General features: G+C 49.2%; 13 protein-coding genes. All 13 read right to left on the reverse strand.

Annotated features, from left to right (window positions below; all coding sequences use genetic code 11):
• Positions 1 to 192 precede the first annotated feature (192 nt).
• The gene (locus ACFO3I_RS18070; RefSeq protein WP_377336472.1) at positions 193 to 558 is read right to left on the reverse strand and encodes a hypothetical protein; all 366 of its coding nucleotides are present in this window, start codon (positions 556 to 558) and stop codon (positions 193 to 195) included.
• A 7-nt stretch (positions 559 to 565) separates the two neighbouring features.
• The gene (locus ACFO3I_RS18075; RefSeq protein WP_377336474.1) at positions 566 to 1,330 is read right to left on the reverse strand and encodes a cephalosporin hydroxylase family protein; all 765 of its coding nucleotides are present in this window, start codon (positions 1,328 to 1,330) and stop codon (positions 566 to 568) included.
• Positions 1,327 to 2,496: a class I SAM-dependent methyltransferase gene (locus ACFO3I_RS18080; RefSeq protein WP_377336476.1), complete on the reverse strand. Its 1,170-nt coding sequence runs from the start codon at positions 2,494 to 2,496 to the stop codon at positions 1,327 to 1,329. Before ACFO3I_RS18080 ends, ACFO3I_RS18075 begins: the two co-directional genes overlap by 4 nt.
• Positions 2,496 to 3,383 (reverse strand): NAD-dependent epimerase/dehydratase family protein, encoded by an 888-nt coding sequence (locus ACFO3I_RS18085; protein WP_377336478.1) that lies wholly within the window; start codon positions 3,381 to 3,383, stop codon positions 2,496 to 2,498. The genes ACFO3I_RS18080 and ACFO3I_RS18085 overlap by 1 nt, the downstream gene beginning before the upstream one ends.
• Positions 3,380 to 4,603, reverse strand: a complete 1,224-nt coding sequence (locus ACFO3I_RS18090) for a class I SAM-dependent methyltransferase (protein WP_377336480.1) — start codon at positions 4,601 to 4,603, stop codon at positions 3,380 to 3,382. The genes ACFO3I_RS18085 and ACFO3I_RS18090 overlap by 4 nt, the downstream gene beginning before the upstream one ends.
• Positions 4,600 to 5,163 carry a dTDP-4-dehydrorhamnose 3,5-epimerase family protein gene (locus ACFO3I_RS18095; protein WP_377336482.1) on the reverse strand — a complete coding sequence of 188 codons (564 nt, stop codon included), beginning with the start codon at positions 5,161 to 5,163 and terminating at the stop codon, positions 4,600 to 4,602. Before ACFO3I_RS18095 ends, ACFO3I_RS18090 begins: the two co-directional genes overlap by 4 nt.
• Positions 5,148 to 6,254, reverse strand: coding sequence for a CDP-glucose 4,6-dehydratase (gene rfbG, locus ACFO3I_RS18100; RefSeq protein ID WP_377336484.1), 1,107 nt, complete (start codon positions 6,252 to 6,254; stop codon positions 5,148 to 5,150). The genes ACFO3I_RS18095 and rfbG overlap by 16 nt, the downstream gene beginning before the upstream one ends.
• Positions 6,239 to 7,006, reverse strand: a complete 768-nt coding sequence (gene rfbF, locus ACFO3I_RS18105; RefSeq protein WP_377336486.1) for a glucose-1-phosphate cytidylyltransferase — start codon at positions 7,004 to 7,006, stop codon at positions 6,239 to 6,241. Before rfbF ends, rfbG begins: the two co-directional genes overlap by 16 nt.
• 96 nt (positions 7,007 to 7,102) lie before the next feature.
• On the reverse strand, positions 7,103 to 8,977 hold the full coding sequence (locus ACFO3I_RS18110) for a nucleoside-diphosphate sugar epimerase/dehydratase (RefSeq protein ID WP_377336488.1): 1,875 nt from the start codon (positions 8,975 to 8,977) through the stop codon (positions 7,103 to 7,105).
• 50 nt (positions 8,978 to 9,027) lie between these two features.
• Positions 9,028 to 10,314, reverse strand: a complete 1,287-nt coding sequence (locus tag ACFO3I_RS18115) for a glycosyltransferase family 2 protein (protein ID WP_377336490.1) — start codon at positions 10,312 to 10,314, stop codon at positions 9,028 to 9,030.
• 56 nt (positions 10,315 to 10,370) lie between these two features.
• Positions 10,371 to 11,390 carry a glycosyltransferase family 2 protein gene (locus ACFO3I_RS18120; protein ID WP_377336492.1) on the reverse strand — a complete coding sequence of 340 codons (1,020 nt, stop codon included), beginning with the start codon at positions 11,388 to 11,390 and terminating at the stop codon, positions 10,371 to 10,373.
• Positions 11,387 to 12,568, reverse strand: coding sequence for a UDP-galactopyranose mutase (glf, locus tag ACFO3I_RS18125; RefSeq protein ID WP_377336494.1), 1,182 nt, complete (start codon positions 12,566 to 12,568; stop codon positions 11,387 to 11,389). Before glf ends, ACFO3I_RS18120 begins: the two co-directional genes overlap by 4 nt.
• Positions 12,568 to 13,515, reverse strand: a complete 948-nt coding sequence (locus ACFO3I_RS18130; RefSeq protein ID WP_377336496.1) for a glycosyltransferase family 2 protein — start codon at positions 13,513 to 13,515, stop codon at positions 12,568 to 12,570. The genes glf and ACFO3I_RS18130 overlap by 1 nt, the downstream gene beginning before the upstream one ends.
• Between the last annotated feature and the right edge of the window lie 5 nt (positions 13,516 to 13,520).

A 13,520-nucleotide genomic window follows, 5' to 3' on the forward strand; every position in this document is an offset into this window, starting at 1 on the left:
AAATACTGAGTTGACCTTCAACAACCGAAAAATACTGGACATAACTTTGCTGCTTTAACAGCTGACAATGCAGGTCATAACGATGACCGGATGCCATATCGGCCAGTAAAGCCCGGTTTTCTGCTTGTTTGTTGCCACAGACGGTATCTAACATCCGCAAATCTCCTCATCCAGACTAGGCTAAAACTCAGGCTACAACCCTACCGGGCTGAAATCGATATTCGGATAACACTGCGCCATCTGCTTTAAATAATCTTGCAGCTCCTGGCCGAAGGTCTCCCCTCTGCCGACAATTGCTTTATTTTTCCCGGTAAACCCGACGGCGTCTGTGTGAGTCAGTGCAAGTGCCAGCTCACCGCACAAGGCAAGAACCTGAGAGAAAGTCTCGCCTGGATTGGCTAACAAATGTTCGTACTTCACCACATGAACATCAAGCTGATGGGATTTTATCGCACTGCTCCAGCCAGCCCAAAAGTGGATATACCATGGCGCCGCATGCATCATAGCGAAACGCATTTTATCTTCCCGGCTAAAACTCAGCCAGGTCCGTTCATCCATCCGTATATCAACAACGTTTGAGCCAGGCCCCCGGCCAGTGGGTAACATTCTGCTCCAAATTGCTTTCGTTGAATGACCAATGGGGTTGCTCAATAACAAACTCCGGATGTGCATCTGCAAAATCGCGGGCTGCGCACGTCGGATTATCAGTGAGCCAGCTCTGATGACCACGAGGAACATCGGCAAGATCATGCATGATGCCATCTGTTGCTACGATATATGAACCCGCAGTCACCAGAGGTGCGTATGCACGTAACTCATTCAAAACGTGAGCATAGCTATGGTTTGAATCCAGAATAACCAATACGTTGTCGGTCGGTTTTACTAATGAAGCCGCCTTTGCTACAACCTCGGAATCAGTTGAACTGCCTTCAATTAAAGTGATCCTTGAAAACAATTCATGCGCCTCTATTGCGGCTCGGTTGTGTGGGCGAATTTCAATATCAATACCGATCACATGGCCGTGATTCATTGCCTGCATCAGGCTGGCATAAAACACCAGTGAGCCACCATGCGCCACACCAGTTTCAATAATCACATCGGGTTTCAGCCGGTAAATCACTTCTTGGATCCGCAACATATCCTCTGGCAACTGAATCACCGGCCGGCCAAACCAGCTGAAGGTATACTGATATTTCTCAGCCCAGCCCACCCGGACCCACTGACGGGAAAGGATTTCAAAAGCCTGTTTTGAATAAAGTGGCCACACCTGCTCAGACTCTTCCTGCAGGACAGTCAGCAAAGCTGTATCCGTATCAATCGTAATTTTCACTGTACACTCCATTCATATAAAGAAACTTTAGATTCACACGCTGCCAGCAGTGTCTCAACTTCATGCCGGTAATTCGGGTTCATCAGAATAATACTGGCGATGCCATGCTCAGCTATTTGCGCAGGAGCGATAATCGGATGAGCACTACCGGGTACAAAATGACCTTGTTTGTTCGGATTGATATCAATTAAAGCATCAATAAGCCGGGCGTCAGCATCCAGCAAAGAAGCCAGCGTAACCCCTTTGGCGCCAGCCCCCCACAGCGCAACACGACCTTTTTTTTGACAGCTTGTCAGTAGCTCAGTAATCTGACGCAAAAACACAGCTTCATCCTTTCGATACTTTGCAGCCAGTGCAGGCGTGATATTCTCCGGCACAGCTTCTGCGCCATCTGTTTCAGCAACAGTGGCCTCCAGCCACAAATACTGGCTGTTGAATATGTGATTTACGGCGTGGACGCTGAAGCCGGCTTCGCTGAAAACCCGGCTCAGCGAATGGCGACTGAACAGAGAACAATGTTCATAAAAAAAATCCCACACCACTTTGTTGCTGAGGATCCAGTCAACACAGGGTGTCTCAAAAAACAACTTGGCGGCAGGCTTACCGGCGATAGCCGCTTTAATGCTCTGCAACAGGGCCAGCGGGGCCGGTACATGCTCAATAACATGCCGGCAAATCACCACATCCGCAGGTACATCGGTGCAACTAGCATCGTAATAACACTGGCGAAACTGTAAACGTCCACCTTCATCAGTCAGAGGTCCTTGATAGCTGGGGTCAAAGCCAACCCCTCTGTTATTGGCCCCCGGGTATGACACCAGCTTGCGCAAAAACAGCCCACTGCCGCAGCCAACCTCAACAATGGTGGCATTCTTAACACCGTGTTGCTGGACCAACTGCTCCACCAATGCATCAATGTAGGCGACAAAACATCCGGAGTGATTCTGGCTGTTATCGTAACGGTCACCGTAACTCAACAGCGATAAATCAAACTGACGATTGAAAACAAAACCACAGTCATCGCAACAATAAAGGTCCAGGTTCCCTTTCGTACAATCCCGTGCGACGGCTTGGGTCTGCATTACCAGATTCTGATGCACCGGAACCTGCTCGCGCAACACAACAGGGGCCAGCTCACGACCTCGACATACAGGACACTGGATCATTAGTGCGGCCTCCGGCTTATCATTTTTTTAATACCTTGTTCTAAGGTGATCTGAGGTGACCAGCCCAAAGCGGCCAGCCGTTGATTGTTTCCGATCAGATAGGACTCCTGAGCAGGCTGTTCTGACGAAGCCCGAATAAAAGCTGTCGTATCTATCTGCAATAAACGGCCTGCCAGTTCAATCAATTGCTGGATGCTGATCGCTTGACCAAAACAGACATTAAAACTACCTTCAGCCTGCTTTTTCACCAACGTCAGCAGAGCTCGCGCAACGTCGCTGACATGGATAAAGTCCCTGATATGATGCAGTTGAACCTTAAAAAGTGGAGCTTTATTACCGAGAGCATCCAGCAGCGCCGAAATAATCTTGCGCCGATCTTCGGTGGCACCATAAGGTAAAAACAGTCGTGCCCAGCCTAGGCTAAGCTGATGCTGCGCACAATAATGTCGCAGCAACTGATGCGTAGCATCTTTTGCAGTTCCATATAAAGTATCAGCTCGGGTTGCGGTCAGATACTCATCACACGGACCTGCACTTTTGCTGTATTCAGCACAGCTACCAGCCACCACTACATGACGCCCACCTGCTCTGGCGAAGGCATCCACCAACCTGACCGACGCATAGATCCAGGCGACATTGTCCAGCGAACTCCAGAATTTTCCATGCTCTACCTGCCAGGCCAGATGTAATAAATGGCTGCAACCGGCCGCCTGAAACTGTTCAGTCAGACTCTGCTCCGCCAATAAATCGGCCTGAATAAATTGCGATGAAGCAAAACCTGCTGGTTTAGTACGACCGACCACCACCACAGAGATCCCTTGCTCCGCTAATAATGGCAACAGCTGGCTGCCGACAAAGCCTGTCGCGCCGGTCAGCATCAGTTTCATAAAAAGGTCAGCTCTGGCACTGCAATCAAAAAACGGCAATGCGCAGGGACCTGGTGTTTCACCTGTTGCATCACTTCGCTGGCCAGATTCCAAGGCAGAATTAACAAGAAATCAGGCTCGTCCAGACTCAGTTGTGTAGGAGGGACTATCGGAATATGGCTGCCTGGTAAAAATTTACCTTGCTTTGCTACCGCAGCATCATATACACAACCAAGCTGACGTCGTCCAATGTGGGCGTAGTTCAGCAATGTGTTTCCTTTGGCTGCTGCGCCATATGCCATCACTTTCAGCCCCTGCTGCGAACAGTTGGTAAAAAAATCTGTCAAATCAGCCGCAATTCTGTCGACTTTGTGTTGAAAACCACTATATCCGTCGGCACAAGCCAAACCTGCCGCAACTTCTGCCGCTAACAACTCCAAAACAGCTTTCTGTTGAACTCGCGAGTCATCGTGATGGCAAATCCATAACCGCAGACTACCACCGTGTGTTGAAAGCTGTTCGACATTAAAGATCCGTAGACCTACGGCGGCAAAAATCTGCCGTGCGCTATACAGCGATAAATACGAATAATGTTCGTGGTAAATGGTATCAAACTGACACAATGTCAGCAGATTCAATAAATGTGGAAACTCAACACTGGCAGTTCCCTGCTCTGCGAGCAGCAACGCAATACCTGCCACAAAATCATTGATGTCCGGCACATGCGCCAGCACATTATTGGCAATGATTAAGTCGGCTTTGCGATAGTCGCTGACGAGTGTAGTCGCCAGAGTCTGGCCAAAAAACTCAGACACCACATCAATGCCCAGCGCTCGGGCTGCCGTAGCAGTGGCGTCTGTTGGTTCCACGCCAAGACATGGTATGCCGGCTGCCAGATAGTTTTTCAGCAGATAGCCGTCATTGGATGCCAGCTCAACAACAAAACTCTGTGGTCCCAATGAGAGTTTGCTGATACTTGATTGCGCAAACTGTCTGGCATGCTCCAGCCAGCTGACAGATGTCGATGAAAAATAAGCATAATCCGCCGTAAACAGTTGTTCTGCTCTGGTAAAGTCTTCGGTCTGCACCAGCCAGCAATGCTGACAGACCCACACTTTGAGCGGATAACTGGGCTCAAAACTTTGTAAAGCCTGCTCGCTCAGATAGGCATTAGACGGTGGCATCACACCCAGGTCAACCAAAGGCAATGTTAAATCATGCTGACAATGCCGACATTTCATAAACTAATCCCGTGAAATTGTTGCGGAATAACGGGTAGCTGTAAATCCCGCTCCGACATACTGGTTATCGGTAGCGGCCATTCTATCTTGAGCCTTGGGTCATCAAAACGAAATCCGGCCTCTGCCTGTGGCTGGTAAAAGGCGCTATGCAGATAAAGCAGCTGCGCATCCGCAGTCAACGTCTGAAAGCCGTGGGCACAACCTGGCGGGATCAACAACATATTGTTTTCTTCTGCGCTCAGTTCAACGCTGACTGCCTGTAAGAAAGTGACCGAATTCGCGCGCAGATCGACGGCTACATCAAAAACCCGTCCGGCAATACAGCGAACCAACTTATATTCGGCAAAAGGCGGCAACTGAAAATGCAACCCACGCACAGTGCCTTGCTGCCGGCTGAAAGAATGATTGACCTGAACAATCTGCTGGCCGGGCAAAAAGCTTTCCAGTTCCTGCTGACAAAACCAGCGACTGAAGCTGCCGCGTGAGTCCTGATTCGCTTGCGACCGGATCTGCACTACACCCGCTAGCGCGGTTTCGCTTGCTGTCAGTTTATTGCCCATCTCAGTCCCTTATCTCTGGCACAGCGAATGTACTCTGTCAGCTGAGCCTGGCTCAGAATTTCATTGTGCTGATAGAATCTCTGATACCAGAGTGCGGTCATGGCCGCTGCCTGCTCTACATCCCAGACTGGTTGCCATTGCAGTGCGGTTCTGGCTTTTTCCGTACTCAGGCGCAATAAACCCGCTTCATGCCAGTGCTGCGGATGCGATTCTGTTTCCCATTTAAGCAAAGGCCAGTGTTGTTGCATCAGTTGCAGTACATCGGCGACTGACTGATTATCCGCCTCCGGTGGGCCAAAGTTCCAGCTGCAAGCCAGCGCGCTGTTCCCTTGCAGCATGCCGGCGGCGAGCAGCAGATAGCCAGACAAACAGTCCAGCACATGCTGCCATGGCCGCACCGCCAGCGGATAACGCAGTTTCACCGGCCGGCCACTCTGGCTGGCCCGCACAATGTCGGGGATCAGCCGGTCCGCGGCCCAATCCCCACCACCAATCACGTTGCCGGCTCGGGCGGTTGCCAACAATGGCGCCTGCGGTGTGCTGAAAAAACTACGGCGATAACTTTGCACCACTAATTCACAGGCAGCTTTCGAAGCGCTGTATGGATCGTGGCCACCCAGTGGTGAGTCTTCGTTAAATGGACGCCCGGATTCAGGATTTTCATATACCTTGTCGGTTGTCACCGCCAGTATGGCTTTGACAGATGGCTGCTGACGGCAGGCTTCCAAGACATGCACTGTGCCCATCACATTCGTATGCCAGTTGGTCAGGGGGGTATGGTAAGACTGCCGGACCAGTGGTTGCGCGGCCAGGTGCAACACCAATTCCGGCTGCACGGCATCAATAATCCGTTTCACATCGACAAACTGACTGATATCGAGCAAATTATCTTGTTCGGATGGTAGAGGTAAATTCAGCAATTGCCAGTGCGAAGGTTCAGTATCAGGTGCCAGACTGATACCATACACTTTCGCTCCCAACTGGCTCAGCCACAAGGTCAGCCAACTGCCTTTAAAGCCGTTGTGGCCGGTGAGTAACACTTTCTTTCCTGAAAAAACACCATTAAAACAGTTATTTACCAGATTTTCCATGGCGCCTCACCTGACTGCCACAACGCCTCCAGCTGGTTCTTGTCCCGCAGTGTATCCATCGCCTGCCAAAAACCATGATGCTGATAAGCATGCAACTGACCCTGTTGCGCCAGTTGCATCAAAGGTTCCCCTTCAAAAGAATCCGTATCACGATGTAAATAATCAAACACCTCAGGCTCCAACACAAAGAAACCACCGTTGATCCAAGCACCGTCACCGGCGGGTTTTTCCTGAAACTTTTTCACCAGATTGTGCTCAATGTCCAAGGCACCGTAACGGCCCGGCGGTTGGATAGCAGTCACTGTGGCAGTTTTTCCAGCGACCTTATGCGCTTTCAGCGTCTGCGCTATATCCAGATCGGACACCCCATCGCCGTAAGTGAAACAAAAAGTGCCGCCGGACAAATAGTTTTGTACCCGACGCAGCCGCCCCCCAGTCATACTGTTCTCACCGGTATCCACCAGCGTCACGCGCCAGGGTTCTGCGTGCTCTTCATGTACTTCCATTTGGTTATTGCGCAGGTCAAAGGTGACATCGGACATATGCAGAAAATAGTTGGCAAAATACTCTTTAATTACATAGCCCTTATAGCCAAGACAAATCACAAAATCATTGATGCCATGCGCTGAATAGATTTTCATGATGTGCCACAGAATAGGCTTGCCACCAATCTCAATCATCGGCTTTGGCCGCAAATGTGACTCTTCGCTAATCCGCGTGCCTAATCCGCCGGCCAGAATAACTGCTTTCATATCAACGTCTCTGTCTGAAATTCTTTGTTTGCGCATTGCTGATTCTGCAGCCAACAATCTGTCACTTGGCTGTAGCTCAGCAAAAAACACACCATATTACAACACCCGGTACAACCGTTTGTCCACGCCAGGCAGGTCCTGCAATGCCCCACAGATCTCTTCAGCAAAAGCCCGTGAGCAGATAATTATCGGCAAACTGCAGCTCTGCAGCAGCTGCGGTGACTGAATCGTAACGCCGGCAATCTGCTGCTGCCATTTATGCGGTGCTGAATCAACCACCGCGACAACCTGATATCGTTGACGTGTCAATTGTTCGGCAATAAATTCCTGCGCAAGCTGGCCAGCGCCATATAAAATTACTTCGCCGCCGGTTAGCTCTGTACCGTCTTGGGTTGCAATCACTGCAAAAAGGCGCTGCACTGGCCAGCGCTGGTAACTTTGCGGCCGATAATATTGCAGTAGCTTTTGTTCTCCCTGATTGAGCCCGACGCTGTGCTGATGCATTAATTGCATCATTTGCAGCAACACCGGCAAACCACGCTGATACATCCAGCTGTCCAGCAATTGGGTCGGCTGGCCTTGTTGCTCCATGTGACACAGCAGTTCGGCAGCGATTGACATGGCTTTACGCCAGTAGAGCAACGCCAAAGTTGAATCCTGTAGCTGAACCGGCACTCTTACCAGCGACTCCAGCACCAGTAACTGGTAATCCAGTCGCTCTGGCTCTCGTAAACTGGCTGCCAACGCCAGTTTATTAAAAGCCAGCGCCCCCGCAACAGCCTGTTGCAACACAGTGTCTGTGGTCAACCCGCAATCCAGCGCAAAATAACGCCACTCCGGATGCTTTTGGTCATGCAGTATGAAATGAAGATTATCCAGCAAGTAACGGGCAGAGCAGCCAGGATGAAACACCGGGTTGGCAGCAATGAGACCAGCAGGCTCAACGCGGATGTTGTCCAGTTCAGCCTGCACCCGCGTAATCAGTTGTTCCGCTGTTGTAGCGATAGCCGCGGCCGTGTCTCGGGGTTCTGCCGGCTGATAAACGATTTGCGAACGGCCAGTTACTAACGGGAATAAATGCTCCTGATAAACCCGATGACAGATCATCAGTGCACCGGTGCAATAGTCGTCAACATAAGAAGGTGCATCGCTGAAGATAAACCGCGGGTGGCTGGCAAAGGTTTGTCGGCAGGCAACGACCGCCGGATGGTTTATGTCTGCAGGAAATGGTCGGAATATCAGTTTGTAGTCAGTAAACTGCTCCAGCAATAAAGCAATTGTTGGCCGTAACTGATGTTGTACCCATGGCATTTCCAGAGCAAGATTCGATATATGATAAATTAACGCCGTATCTGCAGCTGTGCAGTTTTGTCTGCGACGAAAGAAATGGTCGTATTTGACAAAACCAAAGGGGATCTCTGCGACAAAAGGCCGGCTATGCTGACGCAGGGTTGATGGATACCGATTGACAAAACTGTCTGACGGCATCAGCGGTTGCGGTCTGGCGCTTAATACATAATCAAATTCCAGACAACCACCGTACTCTGTCAGCGTCTTTTTCAGCGGTATATCGACGCCATGTGGTAAACCAATTTTAATCAGCTCACAAGGCCAGCTATGCCGGACCGTGAAAATCGACTCCTGCGCAAACAATAGTTGTAAGGCCGTCAGCCGGCCAAATTGGCTATCATGACAGACTAACAATGGATAGTCACACCAGCCTTGTCGCAGCAACCATTCTGAATGTTCGCTCGCATCGGTAATAGAAATAATGACCAGCACGTCAACCTGATCTGACTGCGTCAATTCGGCCAGCAGCGGCATTAACTGGTGGGCTACTGTACTGGGTTGCAGCCAAATTCCACATTGAGGCCTTTGTAGGGCGCGCACCTGCAGTAAATCACAATAATAATGCAGCAAACTGTCGAGTAATTGCTCATCACTACCTTGCAGCGATAATTCAAGACGCAAACATAGTTTGGCGAGCACCCTTGTTAACTGACTAGCGTCATCATCCAACATTATAATAGTCCCAGTATCTTTCTGGACTCTTTGTTGTATTGGTATAAATAATCAACAGCCTCTGAGACCGTTAGTTCTTCTAAACCTACATTACGTCTTGGCAATGCAACCTTTTTTAGCCAGTGCAGTTCTGCAAGTTGTCTGGCGCTGATACCCTCAATAAAATAATCTGCTTTCGCCAGACCTGAATGATAGATTTCACGCGAACAGGCAGCTCTATGGTGTTCATTCTCTACAGCAATATTATCAACCAAATTACGCTCGGACTGCGTGAGCCCACTATAAAAATCAGTTAACACGGATTCAAAGTGCGTGCGGTCTTCATCCCCCCAGTCTTCGACAAGATGAAGCTCTTCCTTGGCCCAGCCCACCAACGATGCAATACCTAACTGCATGTTCGATATTTTTCCCTTATCAAAAATATCCTTCATCCGCTGATAATCTGATGCAATGAATACTGAATGCCCTACCCAAAAATCAGCAATCACAAGGCTGCTCCGATAGTGGTCAAAATCAGGCACTGTTTCCTGGATGAATTTTTTGAAAGCTCTAACCGATTTTAGTGTTGTGACTCCGTTGGATATATTGGAACCGCTAACGACCAGCATTAAACTTTGACCGACATCAATACAATTCTCGCTCAGATTCAAAAAGCAAATCATTGAAGTAAAATCGGGACTCATTGGCATAAACACTCTGCCATACAATGCTCTGACCTCGCGAACAATATCGTTCTTTACACAGCCCGAGTATATTTTTCCGTACCCGTTTTTATGTTGCTGGTGTCGGCTAAACAAAGGTTCAATAAAATCGAGGCGACGTTTGAGTTCAATTTCTGCAGAGTAACAACTTGGTTCAACTGGTTTTAACAGTGGATGGTAGCTTCCCGTGATCTTTTCATGATCGCACAGCTCGAAATAGTCAAATTGCCAGCTGATAATGTCGGGGTTTCTATCCTTTGCCAGGCGCTGTATAACGGAAAAAGCGTCAGGCCTAAACATAAATTTTTCATTGATTACCGTAACGTACTCACCAGTCGCTTGTTCAGCGGCGTACTCCCAGTTGTCTGGCATAGATACAGGTTGCGGCTGTCTGAAATATTTAAAACGCGGGTCAGATAGAAATGGGGCAACCACTTCAGAACAACTTTCTGCAACTGGATTATCGGAAATAATCACTTCATAATCTGCAAAATCTTGTTGTTTTATGCATGTCAAACATTGCTCAACTAGCTTTGCTCGATCCCGCGTTGGTAACACAATACTGATAAATGGTGTTTTTTCCATTGAATGTTCCTATCACCAACCATTACATCTGCGGATACAAACTGACTGCTCCGAAGCTAAGCAATCACCATAAAATCACGCCATTCTGTCAGGCCTAGCCCGTTCAGTTGCTGCATTACTTGCAACCGGACTGGTTGCGCCGCAATGACAATTTTCTGCTGCAGGCAATGATGCAAAGCCAGCACCGGTATTTGCTGGCCATCAATGTCGATCGGAGCTTTTTCTGTCTGCTCGATAAAGTTCAGTACAGCGATATCATGTTGGATTAATATTTGGTACATAAGCCGGGCAAGTCCGCCACTACCATAGATAGCGACGCCCGATACATCGCCTTTAAGCTGCAAAATCCTTTTAAACTTCATATCGAACACGCAACCGAACCATGAGCGTAATCGTTCCGTATTCACTTGAGCAGTGACGGATTGCGGGTTAACCCGAACCTGTACCAAAAACTCTGGCACACAGCCGAATCGATAGCCTTGCTCATGAAGTCTGTAGAACAACGAATAATCTTCGCACAAACGCTGATCAAGATAACCGACTGCCCGGATAGCCGCAGTTTGAGCACAATAACTGGTATGCTCCACGCAAAGCCAGCGTGGCAGATTTTCTGAAATCAGATGTTCTGAATTGATTTGATTGGCTACAGCGTAATCTCTCTGTCGGGTCACAAGTCGTTCAAGTGTTTCCGGATCATCCGATTCAGCAAAGGCTTCTATATAACACTTCACGACAGCCAATTCCGGGTTGGCCTGTAGATACTGCAGTTGTTTAGCAAAACGCTCAGGGTGACTAAGGTCGTCAGAGTCTACCTTGATGACATAAGGTGAACGGACATACTGCAACGCTTCCTGCAACGAATAACCAACCCCCTTATTTTCACTGCGGCAATATAGCCTGATTCTTGGATCCTGATAGCGGCGGATCAGGTCCACAGTTTCATCACTAGAACCGTCATCAACAATCACCAGTTCAAAATCAGTAAAACTTTGCGCTAATACAGAATCAATAGTTGCCTGTACATAAGGAGCAGTATTATAGGTGGTCATTAATGCAGCAAGCTTAGGAATACTCATGCTTTGCTTCCCTCACCCGTCCATTGCAATCGTAACTTGTTAAACTGCTCTAACGCATTATCCACCGCATCATCCATATCAAAGTAGCGGTATTCTGCCAGCCGCCCCAACGCAATTAACTGAGGAAATTCGGCCAGCCTGGCGCGGTATTGCTGATAACGCTGTTGTGCTTCGTCCGTAAAAATCGGGTAATACGGCTCCAACCCCTGCTCTGGCTGATAATCACAGGGATACTCGTACACAATGCTGGTACCGGCATGCTGCTGCCCGGTCAGATGTTTAAACTCAGTGATGCGGGTATAAGCTTCTTCATTTGGGTAATTGACCGTGGTCGCTGACTGAAACTGTGGCTGCGCCAGATGTTGATGCTCAAACCGCAAGGAGCGATATGGCAGCGGCGCCTCGCCCGGCAGCAACTGGTCAATCATGCCGGTGTAGACCACTATACCGGCAAAAGGCTCGCCATCGAGCCAGACCTTGCCGTTCGCGATATCGAGCTGCAGCCTGTCTGTCATCGGCGTACTGAGCTGAAGATCAATCGCCGGATGCTGCAATATTCTGCTAATCATCGCGCTGTAACCATCGGCCGGCACCGCCTGCCAGGGGTCAGTAAAGTAGCGATCGTCAGTGCTAACCACAACTGGCACCCGGGCAGTGACAGCCGCAGAAATGGCTTCAGGCCTTACCCCCCATTGTTTACTAGTGTAATTAACAAAGGCACGCTGATAGATAAACTCTGCCAGACGTTGTAGCAAGGGGCTGGTTTCTTGCCTGAGTTGCAGTATCGGCACCCGCGCATCCAGACCAAACCGGCCTATGAGTTCTGCAATCATGGCTTCTGCCTCGTTTTTATCGAAGCTCAGCCTGATGCTAGTCAGATTAAATGGAATGGGGAGCAACTGGCCGTCAATCTGGCTGAGTACCCTGTGCTCGTGCGGCCGCCACTGCGTGAACTGCGATAAATAATCCCACACTTGCTGTTTGTCGGTATGAAACAGGTGCGGACCATATTTATGCACCAGCACACCGGCATCATCGTATTCGTCGTAACAGTTGCCACCCAAATGTGGCCGCTGTTCCAGCACCAGCACCCGCCAGCCCAGTTGACTGGCCATGCGTTCTGCCATTACCGCACCAGATAAACCTGCGCCAACGACAACAGCTTGGTACGGAGTCATCAATGGAACCCCAGCTCTTGCCGGACCAGCTCAGGGTTGGCTCTGTTCAGATACGCCAGCCGATGCCGCTGATCAAAATACAGTTCATCCTGCACCGAGCGTTCAATCATTTGGCTGAACAACGTATATTCACCCAGCTTCAGGAAATACAAAGCGGTAGAAAAATAAATATGGTTCACGCCCTGCTGAATAACCTGCCCTGCCACCCCGAAACGTTCTCCCAGCCGGCACGCAGCCGCCATTTCATCTGCGACTTTTATCCTACGTCCCGGATCCACCTGAGTTTGACCACCAAAGCTCTGAGCATGAATGCGATAACGCCCCAGCACATCGTCAATTCGGTCGATGCTGCCTTTTAGAAACCCAACATTCATAATATGCCATGGGAAATCGCAGATAATACGGTTACCGTGATCCAGCGCATTGAGTAAATCCGAGTGACGCCTGAACATGACACTGCTGGCCTGTAAATACACAGAGTACTTAATCAAATCACTCATGGTCGAGCGCTGAGGAACATAGGCAGCATTGTAATAATCCCGGCTAAACAGTTTCAGTGTCTTGCCCGTTTTGGCGTCAAATACATCGGATTCATGGTACACCAGCGCGCATGAGGGATTTTGGTCTAAATAATCAACCTGACGCTGCAGCTTTCCTGGCAGAGCGACGTCATCACCATCCAGATAGGCAATATAATCACCTGTTGCTTCCTGCAACAGCCTGCGCATGGTCCCAACCAGCCCTTGGTTAGTTTCATTATTTAAAATCTTTAACTGAGGAAAATCAGCGGCCAGATAGTGAATAACATGCAGTGTATTGTCTGGTGAACAGTCATTGCATACCAACACTTCATAATCAAAAGTGGTTTTCTGGCTCAATAAACTCAACAAACACTCAAGGATAAAAGGTGACAGGTTATAGGCCGGAACAATAACACTGAGTTTCATTACAA

Source organism: Rheinheimera marina, assembly GCF_042654345.1.
Taxonomy (GTDB): domain Bacteria; phylum Pseudomonadota; class Gammaproteobacteria; order Enterobacterales; family Alteromonadaceae; genus Pararheinheimera; species Pararheinheimera marina.